At 61.2% G+C, this 18,469-nt stretch carries 13 protein-coding genes and 1 pseudogene; 10 read left to right on the top strand and 4 right to left on the bottom strand.

Annotated elements, in window-relative coordinates; translation table 11 throughout:
- Nucleotides 1-26: 26 nt before the first annotated feature.
- The 7 genes from D8U69_RS21500 (at nt 27) to D8U69_RS21470 (ending at nt 11,248) form a co-directional block, all read left to right on the top strand.
- Entirely contained in the window at nt 27-2,030 is a 2,004-nt protein-coding gene (locus D8U69_RS21500) for a DUF1302 domain-containing protein (RefSeq protein WP_056855137.1), read from the top strand.
- A 41-nt stretch (nt 2,031-2,071) separates the two neighbouring features.
- The gene (locus D8U69_RS21495) at nt 2,072-3,430 is read left to right on the top strand and encodes a DUF1329 domain-containing protein (protein WP_130908090.1); all 1,359 of its coding nucleotides are present in this window, start codon (nt 2,072-2,074) and stop codon (nt 3,428-3,430) included.
- Between the two features lie 93 nt (nt 3,431-3,523).
- Nucleotides 3,524-4,600, top strand: a complete 1,077-nt coding sequence (locus tag D8U69_RS21490) for a YCF48-related protein (RefSeq protein ID WP_130908089.1) — start codon at nt 3,524-3,526, stop codon at nt 4,598-4,600.
- A 16-nt stretch (nt 4,601-4,616) separates the two neighbouring features.
- On the top strand, nt 4,617-7,136 hold the full coding sequence (locus tag D8U69_RS21485; protein ID WP_130908088.1) for an MMPL family transporter: 2,520 nt from the start codon (nt 4,617-4,619) through the stop codon (nt 7,134-7,136).
- Between the two features lie 7 nt (nt 7,137-7,143).
- Complete coding sequence (locus D8U69_RS21480) at nt 7,144-8,922, top strand: acyl-CoA dehydrogenase C-terminal domain-containing protein (protein WP_130905224.1); 1,779 nt, start codon at nt 7,144-7,146, stop codon at nt 8,920-8,922.
- Between the two features lie 19 nt (nt 8,923-8,941).
- Nucleotides 8,942-10,585, top strand: coding sequence for a fatty acid--CoA ligase (locus D8U69_RS21475; protein WP_130908087.1), 1,644 nt, complete (start codon nt 8,942-8,944; stop codon nt 10,583-10,585).
- 321 nt (nt 10,586-10,906) lie between these two features.
- A complete protein-coding gene (locus D8U69_RS21470; protein WP_130908086.1) occupies nt 10,907-11,248 on the top strand; it encodes a potassium channel family protein in 342 nt (113 codons plus the stop codon).
- 138 nt (nt 11,249-11,386) lie between these two features.
- Here the strand turns inward: D8U69_RS21470 and D8U69_RS21460 are convergent, their stop codons facing one another.
- The 4 genes from D8U69_RS21460 to D8U69_RS21445 are packed head-to-tail and all read right to left on the bottom strand — an operon-like array spanning nt 11,387 to nt 16,519.
- Nucleotides 11,387-11,608, bottom strand: a complete 222-nt coding sequence (locus D8U69_RS21460; protein WP_056855144.1) for a formate dehydrogenase subunit delta — start codon at nt 11,606-11,608, stop codon at nt 11,387-11,389.
- Nucleotides 11,605-14,487, bottom strand: coding sequence for a formate dehydrogenase subunit alpha (gene fdhF, locus D8U69_RS21455; protein WP_130908085.1), 2,883 nt, complete (start codon nt 14,485-14,487; stop codon nt 11,605-11,607). Before fdhF ends, D8U69_RS21460 begins: the two co-directional genes overlap by 4 nt.
- Nucleotides 14,484-16,043, bottom strand: a complete 1,560-nt coding sequence (locus D8U69_RS21450) for a formate dehydrogenase beta subunit (protein WP_130908084.1) — start codon at nt 16,041-16,043, stop codon at nt 14,484-14,486. Before D8U69_RS21450 ends, fdhF begins: the two co-directional genes overlap by 4 nt.
- Complete coding sequence (locus D8U69_RS21445) at nt 16,043-16,519, bottom strand: formate dehydrogenase subunit gamma (RefSeq protein WP_056855147.1); 477 nt, start codon at nt 16,517-16,519, stop codon at nt 16,043-16,045. The genes D8U69_RS21450 and D8U69_RS21445 overlap by 1 nt, the downstream gene beginning before the upstream one ends.
- A gap of 31 nt (nt 16,520-16,550) precedes the next feature.
- Between D8U69_RS21445 and D8U69_RS29520 the strand changes: the two genes are divergently transcribed.
- The 3 genes and pseudogenes from D8U69_RS29520 to D8U69_RS21435 form a co-directional block, all read left to right on the top strand.
- Nucleotides 16,551-16,721 carry a hypothetical protein gene (locus tag D8U69_RS29520; RefSeq protein ID WP_156386278.1) on the top strand — a complete coding sequence of 57 codons (171 nt, stop codon included), beginning with the start codon at nt 16,551-16,553 and terminating at the stop codon, nt 16,719-16,721.
- A 346-nt stretch (nt 16,722-17,067) separates the two neighbouring features.
- Nucleotides 17,068-17,555 (top strand): annotated as a pseudogene (locus D8U69_RS21440) (type VI secretion system tube protein Hcp).
- Between the two features lie 10 nt (nt 17,556-17,565).
- Nucleotides 17,566-18,469: hypothetical protein (locus D8U69_RS21435; protein ID WP_130908083.1), on the top strand; the 904-nt coding region annotated here is incomplete at its 3' end.

Below are 18,469 nucleotides of genomic sequence, written 5' to 3'. Positions count from 1 at the left end.
AAATACAAAAAGGCGGAGACAACGCAATGCACAACAACAAGAGTCACGGGTTCACCGCATCACGCTACACATTGCTGGCCTCGGCCATTCTCGCGGCAACGGTGCCGATGGCCCATGCGGCCGAGATCGAGACAGGTAACCCGGACTGGACCGTTCGCCTGGATAACACCGTCAAGTACAACTATGGCGTGCGCACCGAAAGTGCCGACAAACGCATGTTGGCTACGCCAAACAACAACGACGGCGATTACAACTTTCGCAAGGCCGGCACCAACATCACCAACCGCGTCGACCTGTTGACCGAGATGGACGTGGTCTACCAGAACCACATGGGCTTTCGCGTCAGTGCTGCCAGCTGGTACGACAAGGCGTACGAAAACACCGGTTCCAATTCCAACCCGTTCGTCAACGGCAACGGTTCGACCTCGGGCCTGATCGCCAACGACCCGCGCCTGGCGGGTGTCACCCGGGACAACGTCGGCACCGGCAGCCCGCACCTGAGCAACTACGCGCAGCGCTACTACACCGGCCCGTCCGGCGAAATCCTCGATGCCTTCGTGTTTTACAGCACCGAAGTGGGCGAGGAGTCGATACTCAGCGTCAAGGCTGGCCAGCACAACGTGTTCTGGGGCGAGACCATTCTCAACCCGGTGCACTCGGTCAGTTACGGCCAGTCGGGCCTCGACCTGGCCAAACTCGCCGCATCGCCGGGCACCGAAGCCAAGGAACTGTTCGTCCCGCGCAACCAGCTGTCGATGTCGTTCACCGTCAACCCGGAGTTGACCGTCGGCGCCCAGTACTTCCTCGATTGGGATGAGGCGCGCCTGCCGGAAGCGGGCACTTACTACGGCGGTTCCGACCTGGTCGGTTTCGGTGCGCAATCGTTCCTGCTCGGCAACACCAACGCTGTGGTTCCGGGCAGCCCGCTTGGTTGTGGCCTGGCGCCGTGCAACGGTTTGACCAACGTCCGTCGCGGTCATGACCTGACGCCGGACAAGCGCGGTGACTGGGGCGTCATGGCCAAGTGGTCGCCAGCCTGGCTGGACGGCACCCTCGGCGTTTACTACCGCGAAACATCGGAGATCCTGCCGCAAGCCTGGCTGGACGCCCGTGGCCTGACCTCGGCCAACCCCAACGGCACCCGCCCGGCCGGTCAAGTGCCTGCGGTGATCAACACCCTCAACTCGCTGAACACCGCCACCTATCAGATGGCCTACGCCGACAACATCAAGATCGTCGGCCTGAGCCTGTCCAAGGATGTCGGCGGTGTGAGTGTGGGGTCGGACCTGAACATTCGCCACAACATGCCGCTGGCCAGTATTCCGGCGATCGTCAGCACCAACAGCCCGTTGGGCCTGGGCCAGGGTCTTGGCTTGCTGCCGGCGCGAACTGCTGCCACGGGTGTGATTTATGACACGCCGGAAAAGGGCGACAGCATGGCTGCCACCGGCGACACCCTGCATTGGACGATCAATGGCCTGATGACCATTGCCGATACGCCGCTGTTCGATTCGGCAACCCTGCTCGGCGAGTTGTATTACAGCAACCTGCTCAAGCTCGATAGCAAGAACGAGGCGCTCTACAAAGGCAAGGACAGCTATCGCGGCATCGACGCACCGACCCGGGACAACTGGGGCATCGCGGTCAACTTCACCCCGACCTGGTACCAGGTGTTCCCCGGTGTTGACCTCAACGCGCCGATGTCCGTCAACGTCGGCCTCGATGGCGTGTCACCGGTCTCCGGTGGCGGTGCCAAAGACACCGGCAACTACGCCGTCGGCCTCGGTGCCGTTGTGTACAACAAATACTTTGTCGACCTGAAGTACGTGGACTCCTTCGGCAAAACCGACAAGTGCAATGTCAGCGGCGTAAGCACCGGCCCGACCGGTGGCGACGGCTCTACGCCGAACGCTTTCAGCGGCAACGAAAACTACGCCTGTTACGCCGGTGGCTACTCGGCCTTCTCCGGAGGTGGCGCAACGACTGAGGACCGTGGCGCCGTTTACCTGACGATGAAAACCACTTTTTGATTCACCACTGATTTGCTCAATGCAAGCAGGAGAATAACAAGATGAAATTCGCACAAACCGTGTTGGCCGTTTCGCTGGCCATGGTCCTGACCGCTCAGGCACAGGCCGCTGTTTCAACCCAGGAAGCCGCCAAGCTGGGCAGCAGCCTGACGCTGGTCGGCGCTGAAAAGGCCGGGAACGCTGATGGTTCCATTCCGGCCTACAACGGTGGCCTGACCACGCCACCGGCCAGTTTCAAATCCGGTGACAGCATGCGCCCGGACCCGTTTGCCAGCGAAAAACCGCTGCTGGTGATCGACGGCAAGAACGTCGATCAGTACAAGAACCTGCTCAGCGCCACCACCGTTGAACTGGCCAAGCGCTTCCCGACGTTCCGTGTCGATGTGTTCCCCACTCACCGTACCGTCTCGCTGCCACAGGCCATTCTGGACAACGGCGTGAAGAACGCCAGCGGTGCCAAGTCCCTGGAAAACGGCCTGGCCATCGACAACGTGCTGCCGGGCGTACCGTTCCCGATCCCTCAGTCGGGCAACGAAGCGATGTGGAACTTCCTGTTGCGTTATCAGGGCGTGAGCATCAACTCCAAGTACGACTCCTGGAACGTCGACTCCGCGGGTGTGCCGAGCCTGGCGACCACCGGGCAGGCGTTCATTTCCTACCCGATCTACGAAAACCTCTCGCAGCCGATCAGCAGCGCCGACGTGTACTACCAGATGAAACTGTCGTACACCGGCCCCGCGCGCCGAGCAGGCGAAGCGGTGATGCTCAAGGACGCCGCCAACCCGCTGCAACAACCACGCCGCGCCTGGCAATACCTGCCGGGTCAGCGTCGGGTGAAACTGGCGCCGAACCTGGCTTACGACACACCGAACCCGGGCACCGCCGGTGCGGGCACCTACGATGACGTGTTCGTGTTCAACGGGGCGCTGGATCGCTACGACTGGAAGCTGGTGGGCAAGCAGGAAATGATCGTGCCCTACAACACCTACAAGCTGACCTACGCCCAGGATCCGAAGTCGCTGACCACCGCCAACCACCTCGCGCCGGACTTCGTGCGCTGGGAAAAACACCGTGTATGGGTGGTCGAAGGCACGCTCAAGGCCGGTGCCCGGCACATCTACGCCAAGCGCCGCTTCTACCTCGACGAAGACAGCTGGAGCGCTCTGGCCTCTGACCAGTACGACGCCCGTGGTCAACTCTATCGCGGCTCCTTCGCCTTCCTCAGCCAGAGCTACGACAAGCAGGTGCCGGACTCCACGCCGTTCATGATCTACGACCTGGTGGGCGGTTCCTACAACATCAACGGCGTCGTCGGCCCGTACGGCGGCATCAAGTACATCGAGCCGCTCTCCAAGGCGCAGTGGTCGTCGGAATCCCTGGCCGGCGCCGGCATTCGCTAAGCCTGTGGGAGCGAGCAGGCTCGCTCCCACAACAGCATGAACGTCGGGCACACGCCTGTGTGTCCCGACGCGGCTTTCCGAAGAGGACGCGGTATGTGTTCGTATAAAAACTGCTTGCAGCTGGCGTTGGGCATAGTGCTCGGCGTATTACAGGGCGTCACCCACGCCACCGATTATGTCGACGTGCTGGACCTGCCCGCCAGGGTCAGCGCCTTGGCCATCAACAGCCCGTTGTCCGGCATGGCCCGCGCCGGTGAGCGCGTGATTGCCGTCGGCCAGCGCGGCCATATTCTGTTTTCCGACGATGCCGGCCAGCATTGGCAGCAGGCCGCCGTGCCCGTCAGTGCCGATCTCACGGCGGTGAATTTTCCGACCACCACCCAAGGCTGGGCGGTGGGCAATGACGGCGTGGTGCTGCACAGCAGCGACGCCGGCGCGACCTGGCACAAGCAGCTCGACGGCCGCCAGATCGGCGACATCCTGGTCAAGCACTACACGGCACTGGCCAGTGCCGAACCGGCCAACGAGCAGTGGCCATTGCTGGTGGCCGAGGGCGAGCGACTGGTCGAGCAAGGCGCGGACAAACCGCTGCTCGATGTCTGGTTTGCCAATGACAAAGTCGGTTATGTGGTCGGCGTGTTCAACCTGATCCTGCGCACCGAAGACGCTGGCCAGAGCTGGACGCCCTATCAGGATCGCACCGACAACCCGCAAGGTTTCCACCTCAACGCCATCGCTTCGACTGGCGACGCGTTGTACATCGCGGGCGAACAAGGCCTGTTGCTCAAATGGGATGACAACGGCCAACGCTTCGCTGCTGTGCCAACGCCGTATCAAGGCAGCTTCTTCGGTGTGCTCGGCAAGCCGGGCGAAGTGCTCGTCTATGGCTTGCGCGGCAACGTCCTGCGCAGCACCGATGGCGGCCACAACTGGAGCGCCCTCGACAGCGGCCTGCGCGTGAGCATTACCGCTGGGCTGATCGATGCCCGTGGCAATTACCGCCTGTTCACCCAGGGCGGGCAGATGCTGGTCAGCCAGGGCACGGGCGCGCAATTGCGCCTGCTGCGCCAACCGGTGCCGACACCGGTCGCCGGTGCCACCCAGTCCGTCGCTGGCGCGTTGGTGGTCGCGGGCAGCCGTGGCGCCCAGACGCTAGCCCTCGAACCCTAAGAGCGAGAACCCAGACATGGGCAATATCAAACAAGACGCCATGCCGGTCATCCGCGAGCTGCGGGATTTCGATCGACACTCCGGCAACCTCCTCGAACGGCTGGTGTTCAACTACCGCCCGCTGTTCATGCTGCTGATGGCGCTGGCCACCGTGGTGCTGGGCTTCATGGCCGTGACCCGCCTTGAACTGCGCCCCAGCTTCGAAAAAATGATTCCGCAGAGCCAGCCGTACATCCAGAACTTCCTGGAAAACCGCCAGTCATTGCGCGGCCTGGGCAACTCGGTGCGGGTGGTGGTCGAGAACACCCAAGGCGATATTTTCGACCCCGCGTACCTCGACGTGCTCAAGCAGGTCAACGACCAGTTGTTCCTCACCGAAGGCGTCGACCGCGCGTGGATGAAATCGCTGTGGAGCCCGGCGGTACGCTGGACCGAAGTCACCGAGGACGGTTTCCAGGGTGGCCCGGTGATGCCCGATACCTATTCCGGACAGCCGGAGCAAATCGAGCAGTTGCGCCAGAACATCTCCCGCGCCGGCATCGTCGGCAGCCTGGTCGCCAGCGACTTCAAGTCGAGCATGTTGATCGTACCGCTGTTGGACAAAGCCGCCGCGGGTGGCCAACCGATCAACTACCACGCGTTCTCGCAGATGCTCGAAGAGCAGTTGCGCGACAAGATCGAATTCGCCGGCGACAGCGCCGCGCGTAAATCCGGGGAGGAGGGCAAGGGCCAGTACAAGGTGCGGGTGATCGGCTTCGCCAAATTGATGGGCGACCTGATCGACGGCCTGATCCAGGTGATGATGTTCTTCGGCCTGGCCGTGATCACCTCGCTGGCGATCATCTACGCCTACACCCGTTGCGTGCGCAGCACCTTGCTGGTAGTCGGCTGTTCGCTGATCGCGGTGGTCTGGCAACTGGGCATCGTCGCCTGGCTCGGTTATGCCATCGATCCGTATTCGGTGCTGGTGCCGTTCCTGATCTTCGCCATCGGCGTGTCCCACGCCGCGCAGAAGATGAACGGCATCATGCAGGACATCGCCCGTGGCACCCACAAACTGATCGCCGCGCGCTACACCTTCCGCCGTCTGTTCATTGCCGGTGTCACCGCGTTGCTGGCCGACGCGGTGGGTTTTGCGGTGTTGATGCTGATCGACATTCCGGTGATCCAGGACCTGGCGATCACCGCCAGCATCGGTGTCGCGGTGCTGATCTTCACCTCGCTGTTGCTGATGCCGGTGGCGCTGTCCTACGTGGGCGTTGGCGCCAAGGCGGCCGAGCGCGCCCTGAAAATCGACAACCGCGCCGAACACCACAAGGGCTTCGGCAAACTGTGGGACCTGCTCGACCGCTTCACCACGGCCAAGTGGGCGACCGGCGCGGTACTGGTCGCGGTGCTGATGGGCATTGGCGGCTTCATGGTCAGCCTCAACCTGAAGATCGGTGACCTCGAAAGCGGTGCGCCGGAGCTGCGTGCCGACTCGCGCTACAACCGCGACAACGCCTACATCACCCAGCATTACGCGCTGTCCAGCGACCTGTTCGCGGTGATGATCAAGACCGCGCCGGAAGGCTGCCTGAACTACAAGACCCTGGTGCTCGCCGATCGCCTGGCCTGGGAGCTGCAACAGTACCCGGGCGTGCAGGCGACGACGTCGCTGGTCAACGCCGTGCGGCAGATCACCGCCGGCACCTATGAAGGCAACCCCAAGCTCAACAGCATCCAGCGCAACCAGGACGTGCTCAACTACGCCGCGCAGCAGGCCTCGGTCAACTCGCCGGAGCTGTTCAACAACAACTGCTCGCTGATGCCGGTGATCACCTTCCTCAAGGATCACAAGGCAGAAACCCTGGACGCCGTGGTGGCGATTGCCGACAAGTTCGCCAAGGAAAACAGCACAGAAGATCGGCAGTTCCTGCTGGCGGCCGGCAGCGCCGGCATCGAAGCGGCGACCAACATCGTCGTACGCGAAGCCAATCGCACCATGCTGCTGTACGTCTACGCGGCGGTGACGCTGTTCTGCCTGATCACCTTCCGCAGCTGGCGCGCCACGCTGGTGGCGCTGTTGCCGCTGGTGCTGACCTCGATCCTCTGTGAAGCGCTGATGGTCGCCATGGGCATCGGCGTCAAGGTCGCGACCCTGCCGGTGATCGCCCTTGGCGTGGGCATCGGCGTCGACTACGCCTTGTACCTGCTCAGCGTGCAATTGCACTTCCAGCGCCAGGGCTTGCCGCTGTCCCAAGCCTATCGCAATGCGGTGTCCTTCACCGGCCGTGTGGTCGGGCTGGTGGGCATCACCCTCGCGGCGGGCGTGGTGTGCTGGGTCTGGTCACCGATCAAGTTCCAGGCCGACATGGGCATCCTGCTGACCTTCATGTTCCTGTGGAACATGCTCGGCGCGCTGATCCTGATCCCGGCCCTGTCGTACTTCCTGCTGCGCGAACGGGTGCCGCAAACCGCGCCTGTCATGCCGGCCGAAACCACCGAAACCACTGAACGTCCCGGCATGCCCAATGCCCTGACCACTTCCGAGTAAGCCAACAATGTCTGAATACAAAGCTCCCCTGCGCGACATGCGCTTCGTACTCAACGAGGTTTTCCAGGTATCCCGGCTGTGGGCCAAGTTGCCTGGCCTGGCCGACGTGATCGATGAACAAACCGCTGCCGCGATCCTCGAAGAGGCCGGCAAGATCAGTGGTGAAGTGGTGGCGCCGTTGAACCGCGCCAGCGACGAACAGGGCTGCACCTGGAACAACGGCGCAGTCGGCGCAGCGGACGGATTCGCCGAGGCCTATCAGGCGTTTGCCGAGGGTGGTTGGGTCGGCGTCGGCGGTGATCCGCAGTTCGGCGGCATGGGCATGCCCAAGGCGATTTCGGCGCAGGTCGAAGAGATGGTCAACTCAGCCAGCCTGTCGTTCGGTCTGTACCCGATGCTCACGGCCGGTGCCTGCCTGTCGATCAACGCCCACGCCAGCGAAGCGCTGAAAACCAAATACCTGCCGAACATGTACGCCGGCACCTGGACCGGTTCGATGTGTCTGACCGAAGCCCATGCCGGCACGGATCTGGGGCTGATCCGCACCCGCGCCGAGCCGCAGGCTGACGGCAGCTACAAGGTCAGCGGCAGCAAGATTTTCATCACCGGCGGCGACCACGACCTGACCGAGAACATCATCCATTTGGTGCTTGCACGCCTGCCCGATGCGCCGGCAGGACCGAAAGGCATCTCGCTGTTCCTGGTGCCCAAGGTGCTGGTCAACGACGACGGGTCATTGGGCGAACGCAACGCGCTGTCCTGTGGTTCCATCGAACACAAGATGGGCATCAAGGCTTCCGCCACGTGCGTGATGAACTTCGATGGCGCGACAGGCTGGATTGTCGACGCACCGAACAAAGGCCTGGCAGCGATGTTCACCATGATGAATTACGAGCGCCTGGGCGTGGGCATTCAAGGCCTGGCGCAGGGCGAGCGTTCGTACCAGAACGCCGTCACATACGCCCGTGATCGCCTGCAAAGTCGTGCACCGACCGGGGCGCAATTCAAGGAAAAATCCGCCGACCCGATCATCGTCCACCCCGATGTGCGCCGCATGCTGCTGACCATGAAAGCGCTGAACGAAGGCGGTCGCGCATTCTCCAGCTACGTGGCCCTGCAACTGGACACCGCCAAATACAGCGCAGATGAAGCCACCCGTAACCGCGCCCAGGAACTGGTGGCCCTGCTGACGCCGGTGGCCAAGGCATTCCTCACCGACATGGGCCTGGAAACCACCTTGCACGGCCAAATGGTGTTCGGCGGCCACGGCTACATCCGCGAGTGGGGCCAGGAGCAACTGGTGCGTGACGTGCGCATCACCCAGATCTATGAAGGCACCAACGGCATCCAGTCCCTTGACCTCGCCGGGCGCAAGATCGTCGGCAGCGGCGGGGCGCTGTACCGGTTGTTCGCCTCGGAAATCCGCAACTTCACTGCCAACGCCTGCGCCGATCTCAAGGAGTTCACCCAGCCACTGAACGCCGCCGTCGACACCCTCGATGAACTCACCGCATGGCTGCTGGACCGGGCGCAAAGCAACCCGAATGAAATCGGCGCGGCCTCGGTCGAGTACCTGCACGTGTTCGGCTACACCGCGTACGCCTATATGTGGGCGCGGATGGCCAAGGCGGCCATGAGCACCCATTCCACTGACGACTTCTACGTCAGCAAACTGGCCACCGCGCGCTTCTACTTTGCCCGCGTGCTGCCGCGTATCCACTCGCTGAGCGCATCGGCCAAGGCCGGCAGCGAATGCCTGTTTGCGATGCAAGCCGAGCAGTTCTGAAAGGACAAGGAACCCCGACATGATGGCGACAAAAATAATTCCACCCGCCGAAGGCGCTTACGCCTACCCCTTGCTGATCAAGCAATTGCTGCTGTCCGGCGTGCGCTATGAACCGGGCCGGGAGATCGTCTACGCCGACAAACTGCGCTACACCTACCTGACGCTCAACGAGCGTATCCGCCGCCTGGCCAATGCGTTGACGGCGGCCGGGGTCAAGGCGGGCGACACCGTGGCGCTGCTCGATTGGGACAGCCACCGCTATCTGGAGTGCTTCTTCGCCGTGCCGATGATCGGCGCGGTGCTGCACACGGTGAACATTCGCCTGTCACCGGAGCAGGTGCTGTTCACCATGAACCACGCCGAGGATGACGTGGTGCTGGTGCATGATGATTTCTTGCCGCTGGTCGAACAAATCCACGGTCGACTGCAAACCGTAAGAGGCTACCTGCAACTCACCGATGACGAAGCGACTGCCACCTCGTTGCCGGTGCTGGGTGAATACGAATGCATGCTGTCCGAGGCATCCGACCAATGCGACTTCCCCGACTTCGACGAGAACTCGGTGGCGACCCTGTTCTACACCACCGGCACCACCGGCGACCCGAAAGGCGTGTACTTCACCCATCGCCAATTGGTCCTGCATACCCTGAATGCCGTCGGCACCCTGGGCGTGTACCAAGGCCAGCCGCTGCTGCGCTCCGACGACGTATACATGCCGATCACGCCGATGTTCCACGTGCATGCGTGGGGCGTGCCGTATGTCGCAACGCTGATGGGCATCAAACAGGTTTACCCCGGCCGCTACGAACCCAATAGCCTGGTGCGCTTGTACCGCGAAGAGAAGGTCACGTTCTCCCACTGCGTGCCGACCATTTTGCAGATGATCCTCAACTGCGAGGAAGGCAAGGCGACCCGTTTCAACGGCTGGAAAATGCTCCTCGGTGGCAGTGCCCTGACCCTCGGCATCGCCAGCGAAGCCAGCGCCAAAGGCATGCATGTGCACGCCGGTTACGGCATGTCGGAAACCTGCCCATTGCTGTGCCTGACTTACCTGCGTGATGAAGACCTCGCGCTGTCACGCGAAGCGCAGTTGCCGATCCGCATCAAGACCGGCACGACGGTGCCCATGGTCGACCTGAAAATCATCGACGCCAACGGCAACGACGTCGCCCACGACGGCGAATCCCTGGGTGAAATCGTGGTCCGGGCCCCGTGGCTGACCCAAGGCTATCTGAAGGAGCCGGCAAAAGGCGCCGAGCTCTGGGAAAACGGTTGGCTGCACACCGGCGACATGGCCTCCATCGACACGCTCGGTTGCGTGGAAATCAAGGACCGTATCAAGGACGTGATCAAGACCGGCGGCGAGTGGATCAGCTCCCTGGAACTGGAAAGCCTGATCAGTGAACACCCGGCGGTGATGTCGGTCGCGGTGGTGGGTATCGTCGATGAACAATGGGGCGAGCGTCCCATGGCCATGGTCGTCAGCGAGCCGGGGCAATACCTGGATCGCAAGATGCTGGAAACTCACTTGCAAGCTTTCGTCGACGGCGGCCGTATCAACAAATGGGCAATCCCCAAGCAGTTCAAGTTCGTCGCCGAAATCCCCAAGACCAGCGTCGGCAAGATCAACAAGAAACTGATCCGCGAAAGCGAAGCGAACTAAGCGCTACATCCTCGGCCGTGGCATGGTCGAGGGCATGCGTTGTTGCGGCGGGATAATCCTGCCGCTGCCTCGTTGGCGGACGGCCGCGCCTGATCGTCCTGACGGCTGTCGTGGCAGGACGAACCGCTGATGGCCACGGCCACGGCGAACAGGAGAGGCGCGAGCAAGTGCTTGGACATGGGGATTTTCCAGTGCCGGGTCATTGCAGCTTAATCGCTGTTACGCGCCTGCCACGTTCCGTTGGTCCGGCTTCCGGTTGGCGATTCTTGTGCCAAGCTGTTCGGATGCCAATCCGCCTGCCGCCGCCAGGAAACCCAGCACATGAAACTCATCCACACGTCGCACATCCGTCGAGAGTTCTACAAAGCCGTCGGCTACTCCCTTCGAATCGTCTGGCCGATTCTGTCCACCATGCTGGTGGTCATCGTTATATTCGGCCTGATCATCAGCTACCTGGAAGGCTGGGATCCGTTCGACGGCATCTATTTCGGTTTCGTGACGGGCTTGACCATCGGCTATGGCGAATTGGTGCCGAAACTGCCGTTGTCGCGGCTATTGGCAGTATTGCTGGGCTTCAATGGCGTGCTGCTGACGGCGATTTTTGCGGCAATCAGTGTCAGGGCGATTGAAATTGCCGTGCGTGTGACAGGCGCAGACAAGTAATGGGTCAACCCACCCCTGTGGGAGCGGGCTTGCCCGCGATGGCGTCAGTCCAGTCGACATTAATGTTGAATGTGATGGCCTCATCGCGGGCAAGCCCGCTCCCACAGGTTTTGCAGTCAATTTCCAGGGATCGGCAGGCTAAGCCTCCCAACCAGCCCCACTCACCGCGGCCTGCACCAGCGGGTGCAAGTCCGCGCCCTTATGCTCCGTCTGCCAGGCCAACAACTCCTTGCGCATGCTCGGCGCCCAGAACATCTGCAGATGATTACGCACACTGAGCACGGCCTGCTCCTGGTCCGGTTGAGTGGCGAAGTACTGGGCGATCTGGTTGGCCATCTTGATCAGGTTGTCGGTGCTCATCGGCGTACCTCCGCTTTATCGCCACGGGCCTTGCGGCGGTCCTTGAGCAAGCGGTCCTGTTCGTCGCTGAATGCCTGGAAGCGTTTTTGCCACTCCGAAGGGTGATAAACGCGGCTGACTTCGACGGCCGTAACCTTGTACTCCGGACAGTTGGTGGCCCAGTCGGAGTTGTCGGTTGTGATCACGTTGGCCCCTGATTCGGGGAAGTGGAACGTGGTGTACACCACGCCCGGCGCAACCCGTTCGGTGATCCGCGCACGCAGCACCGTCTGCCCGGCGCGGCTGCCGATGCCGACCCAGTCACCTTCGTTGATGCCACGGCTCTCGGCGTCGGTCGGGTGGATTTCCAGGCGGTCTTCATCATGCCAGGCAACGTTCTCTGTGCGCCGGGTCTGGGCGCCGACGTTGTACTGGCTGAGGATGCGCCCGGTGGTCAGCAGCAGCGGATAACGCGTGTTGACCTTCTCTTCGGTAGGCACATAACCGGTGAGCATGAAGCGCCCCTTGCCGCGCACGAACTGCTCGATGTGCATGGTCGGCGTACCGTCAGGTGCCGCGGCGTTGCATGGCCATTGCAGGCTGCCGTGGCGCTCGAGTTCGGCGTAGCTGACGTTGGTGAAGGTCGGCGTCAGGCTGGCGATTTCATCCATGATTTCTGACGGATGCCGGTAATTCATCGGGTAGCCCAACGCGTTGGCCAGCGCCACAGTGCCTTCCCAGTCGGCCTTGCCACCCAACGGCTCCATGACTTTGCGCACCCGCGAAATGCGCCGTTCGGCGTTGGTGAAAGTGCCGTCTTTTTCCAGGAACGAACTGCCCGGCAGGAACACGTGGGCGAACTTGGCGGTTTCGTTGAGGAAAATGTCCTGCACCACCACGCATTCCATGGCCGACAGCGCCGCGGTGACGTGTTGAGTATTCGGATCGCTCTGGGCGATGTCCTCGCCCTGGCAATACAAACCCTTGAAACTGCCGCCCAGCGCGGCCTCGAACATGTTGGGGATACGCAGGCCCGGGTCGGGTTGCAGGGTGACGTTCCACGCCTGTTCGAACTGGGTGCGCACTTCCACGTTGGAGACATGCCGGTAACCAGGCAGTTCGTGGGGGAACGAGCCCATGTCACAAGAGCCCTGCACGTTGTTCTGCCCGCGCAACGGGTTCACGCCTACACCTTCGCGACCGATGTTGCCGGTGGCCATGGCCAGGTTGGCGATGCCCATCACCGCGGTGCTGCCCTGGCTGTGCTCGGTCACCCCCAGGCCGTAATAGATCGCCGCGTTGCCGCCTGTGGCATACAGGCGCGCTGCGGCACGAATGTCGGCCGCGGGCACGCCGCAGATGGCGCCCAGTACTTCTGGCGAGTTGTCCGGGCGGCTGACGAATTCGCGCCAATTGGCAAAATCGCTGTCTTCGCAACGGGCGTCGATGAAGGCCTGATTGAGCAGCCCTTCAGTGACGATCACGTGGGCCAAGGCATTGAGCATGGCGACGTTGGTGCCCGGGCGCAGCGCCAAGTGCAACTCGGCGCGGGCATGCACCGAGTCCACCAGATCAATGCGCCGTGGATCGATCACAATCAGCCGTGCGCCTTCACGCAGGCGACGCTTGAGTTGGGAGGCGAATACCGGGTGGGCGTCGCTGGGGTTGGCGCCCATCACCAGGATCACATCGGCTTGCATCACCGAATCGAAACTCTGGGTACCGGCGGACTCGCCAAGGGTTTGTTTCAGGCCATAGCCAGTCGGCGAGTGACAGACCCGAGCACAGGTGTCGACGTTGTTATTGCCGAACGCGGCGCGCACCAGTTTTTGCACCAGGTAGGTTTCTTCGTTGGTGCAGCGGCTGGAGGTGATGCCACCGATGGAATCGCGGCCGTATTTTTGCTGCAACCGACGGAATTCGCTGGCGGCGTAGGTCACCGCCTCATCCCAGCTGACTTCCTGCCACGGGTCGTTGATGTGTTTGCGGATCATCGGCTTGGTGATGCGATCCGGGTGGGTCGCGTAACCCCAGGCAAAGCGGCCCTTGACGCAGGAATGGCCGTGGTTGGCCTGGCCGTTCTTGTCCGGAACCATGCGCACCAACTGGTCGCCTTTCATCTCGGCGCGGAACGAGCAGCCCACGCCGCAATAGGCACAAGTAGTGATCACGCTGTGTTCGGGCTGGCCCATTTCGACCACGCTTTTTTCCATCAGCGTCGCAGTAGGGCAGGCTTGTACACAGGCGCCGCAGGACACGCATTCCGAATCGAGGAAGTTATCCCCACCGGCAGCGGCCACCCGGGATTCAAACCCGCGCCCGGTAATCGTCAGGGCGAAGGTGCCCTGGGTTTCTTCGCAGGCGCGCACGCAGCGGTTGCAGACGATGCACTTGCTCGGGTCATAGTCGAAGTAGGGGTTGGAGGTGTCCTTCACGTCCTCCAGATGGTTCTCGCCTTCATAGCCGTAACGCACTTCCCGCAGACCAACCTGGCCGGCCACGGTTTGCAGCTCGCAATTGCCGTTGGCCGAGCAGGTCAGGCAGTCCAGCGGGTGATCGGAGATGTACAACTCCATGACATTGCGCCGCAGCGTCGCAAGCTTCGGCGTCTGGGTGTGCACGCTCATGCCTTCAGTGACCGGCGTGGTGCAGGACGCCGGGTAACCGCGCATGCCGTCGATCTCCACCAGGCACATGCGGCACGAGCCGAAGGCTTCCAGGCTGTCGGTGGCGCAGAGTTTGGGAATGGTGGTGCCGAGCATTGCAGCGGCGCGCATCACCGAGGTGCCTTCGGGCACGCTGATGCTGCGACCGTCGATATTCAAGGTGACTTGCACCTGGCTGTCGCGGGCCGGCGTGCCCAGATCGATATCGGTTTTCGGGTCGAAGAGAGTGATCATTGCTCGGCCTCCGAGGGCTGCAAGCCGAAGTCGGCGGGGAAGTACTTGAGGGCGCTGGCCACCGGGAAGGGGGCCATGCCGCCCAAGGCGCACAGCGAACCGTATTGCATCGTGTCGCACAGGTCCTTGAGGATGATCACCTGCTCATCGCGACCGCTCTGGTCCGGCGCGGCCAGCAGGCGGTCGATCACCTCGACACCGCGAGTCGAGCCGATGCGGCATGGCGTGCATTTGCCGCAGGATTCCTCGGCGCAGAACTCCATCGCGAAACGCGCCATCTGGGCCATGTCCAGGGTGTCGTCCGCCACCACCACACCCCCGTGACCGAGCATCGCGCCAATGGCGGCGAAGGCTTCGTAATCCAGCGGCGTATCGAATTGCGACGGTGGCACCCAGGCGCCGAGCGGCCCGCCCACCTGCGCAGCCTTCAGCGACCGACCACTGGCGGTACCGCCACCGTAATCTTCAACCAACTCCCGCAGGGTCAGGCCAAAAGCCCGTTCCACCAGTCCACCGTGACGAATATTGCCCGCCAGCTGAAAAGGCATGGTGCCCAGGGAACGGCCCATGCCGTAATCGCGATAGAACTGCGCACCCTTGGCCAGAATCAGCGGCACCGAAGCCAACGTCAGCACGTTGTGCACCAGCGTCGGCTGACCGAACAGGCCCTTCAACGCCGGAATCGGCGGCTTGGCGCGCACGACCCCGCGCTTGCCTTCCAGAGAGTCCAGCAGCGCGGTTTCCTCACCGCAGATATACGCACCGGCACCGACCCGCACTTCCATATCGAAAGCCTGACCGCTGCCGCCGACATTGGCGCCGAGGTAACCGTTCGCCCGGGCGATCTCCAGTGCGCTGCGTAAGGTCACCACGGCATCCGGATATTCCGAGCGCACGTAGATGTAGCCGTAAGTGGCGCCGACGCACAGGCCGGCAATGGCCATGCCTTCGATCAGCAGGAACGGGTCGCCTTCCATCAACATGCGGTCGGCAAAGGTGCCGGAGTCGCCTTCGTCGGCGTTGCACACGATGTACTTCTGCGCCGCTTCCGTCGCACGCACCGTGCGCCATTTGATCCCGGCGGGGAAAGCCGCGCCGCCACGGCCACGCAGGCCTGAGTCGAACACTGCCGTGGCAGTTTGCTCGCCGCCGATGGCGACGGCCCGGTTCAAACCTTCGAAACCGCCGTGGGCACAGTAATCGTCCAGCGACAGTGGCCGGGTGATGCCGGCGCGGGCGAACAACAGGCGTTGTTGAGTCTTCAGATAAGGCAATTTTTCCACCAGGCCCAAGGCCAGTGGATGCTTTGAAGGTTCGTCTTTTAATGAATCGAGCACAGAGGGCACATCGTCAGCGGTCAAAGGGCCGAAGCCGATACGACCTTGCGGGGTGTCCATTTCCAGCAACGGTTCCAACCAGTACAGGCCACGGGAACTGGTGCGCTGCAACGCCAGCGGCAGATTGCGTTCCTGGGCTTGAGTGATCAGGGCCGTGGAGACCTCGTCGGCACCCACAGCACGGGCCAGCGAATCACAGGGCAGATAAAGAGTCGGCATCACGCGTCCTCCCGGCAAGCGTCGAGCAAGGCATCCAGACGCTCGGCGCTCAGCCGCGCATGCACCCGGCCATCCAGCTCCAGAGCCGGCGAACAGGCGCATGCCCCAAGGCAATACACCGGCCGCAAACTGATGCTGCCATCGGCGCTGCTGCCGTGGTCATCCAGTTGCAGACGCTCACGCAACTGCGCCGCCAACTGCTCGGCGCCACGGCTCTTGCACGACTCGGCCCGGCACAGCCGCAGGATATGCCGCGCGGGCGGCGCAGTACGGAAGTCATGGTAAAAACTGATCACCCCACGCACCTCGGCCTGGCTCAGGTTCAGGGCATGGGCAATCTCGGGGACGGCGACATCGGGGACGTACCCAATACGCTCCTGAATATCATGAAGAATGGGCAACAGCGCACCCGCAGAGCCCTTGTGGCGCTCCAGCAAACTGTTGACCACCGGCAGGTGCAACATCTCATCAGGCATTCAGCAATCCTCACGGTCACGGACAAACCAGATGGCTGTCGGTCGTCCGAAAGTGTCGGCTGCGGCACTCACACCACGTCACGGTATCGTGGCAATTCAGGCCGTTGGCCAGGGCACCCTGAGCGGGCATCTTGTTGTGCCCGGCACGGTCTTCGCCGCACCTCGACTGGGCATAAAAGGCAGCTTGCCACGCCGCTATTGAATGACCTGCACCAAAGCGACGTGTTTGGTTCTGCCTACGACCTCTTATTGAGTCTAGATGAGAGTGGCGCGGGGGCATTGACCCATGGACGTGCGCGCCTGATGTCTATCGGGCGCGCACGCCAAATGTAGGAGCGAGCCTGCTCGCGATAGCGCCAGCCGAACCACCACCAACCTCGAAGAAAAAGGTAGTGACGCCGGAAACATCCTACATCCCGCGAGCCATTACAAAATAGGAAAGGTCCGAATCGTCAGTTTAACGATATCCGAATGAGCGAATACTCGTTCCGAAATACGTAAATTCTCTCCTGTAAGTTTGATAAACAACTACTGCAAGGAACGGTCACATGGCGTTCGACGCTTACGTCAAAATCGAAGGTATTCCAGGCGAAGCGCTTGATGACCAACACAAGGACTGGATAGAAATTACCGGGTACAGTTTCAGCACTCACCAGGAAGCCTCGTCTACTCCAGTTCCGCAGGCGGTGCCTCATCGGGGCGCACGACCGTTAGCGACTTCACATTCACCAAGAATCTGGACAAGTCCAGTTGCAAGCTCATAGAGGCCAGTTGCGCAGGGGACCATCTAAAAGAAGTCGTCCTGACCCTGCATCGCGCTGGAGGCGAGAAGCAGAAGTACTTCGAAGTTGTGCTGGAAGAAGTCATCATTTCAAGTTACGCACAAGCCGCAAATGAAGGTGTACCTACCGAAAGCATCAGCTTGAATTATGGGCGGATTAAAACGATCTATATCCAGCAAAAAAGAACGGACGGTGCTGGCGGAGGTAATGTGGCGGGTGGTTGGGATCGCATCAGCAACAAAAAATACTGCTGAGGTGCCATCCATGTCAGAGACCTATAGTTTTATAAATTCAAGAATGCAACCTTATTCCTATTTGAAATCGACCTTGCAGCTTGGCAAGAACTCGATGTCAAAATTCGATGTGTTGAATGCACATGTTGTCAATTCGGTGGTACTGCCAGGCGAGCTGGTAATCGTAGGTGATAATTCAACACCGTCGTGTACGGCTGAAGAAGCGTTCTACATGAAGAAGGCCTTTGAAATCCACTTGGCACTCATGGTCAATGGAATGCAAAGTGATGGATTTCTATTAGAGAATCATGAACTCATAACAAGAGCGCTTGGGTATTCATCTATTGGAATAGGTAGCGTTGGCAGTGCTTGGAGTAAGCACCTTGATGGTATCAAGCAAACTCTTGAAGAGATCGAAGCGGCTCATCGTTATCACATTAGAAGTGGGACGGCTCAGGCTCGAAATGATTTCTTGACGAAGCGCGAGCTGTTATTTAAACAGCTCGATGATCAGCTGAAAGGTTTTGCCAAATATGGCTCAGGCTTACGCAATCAAGGCTCGATACGAAATATGATTGAGATGTCCAAGCAAAGCTATTTACATTCAGGAGTGATAGCAGGTTACGCAGAAACTATTAGCGGCGTGGCGAGAGTTTCGAATATCCTGAAAAAGGGTACGTACTTAGGTGTCGGTTTGAGTGTAACTGCTGCTGGGGCCTCTATCTACGCTGCATGTACGACTGGGCGCGAAACGGAATGCAGGAAGGCAAAATATGTTGAGGGTAGTAAGTTGTCTGGAAGTATTATTGTTGGGACCTTCGGAGGAACTATAGCGAGCGGTGCGGCTGCGATGGGTTGCGTTGCTGTACTTGGCTTAGCCACCGGAGGCCCTGGCGTCTTAGCTTGTGCAATTATTGGGGGTGGGTTAGGGGGAT

This window comes from Pseudomonas sp. Sample_16 (assembly GCF_004307665.1).
GTDB lineage: Bacteria > Pseudomonadota > Gammaproteobacteria > Pseudomonadales > Pseudomonadaceae > Aquipseudomonas.
Note: the sequence above shows the minus strand (reverse complement) of the source record. Positions and strands in the feature narration are given on the sequence as shown.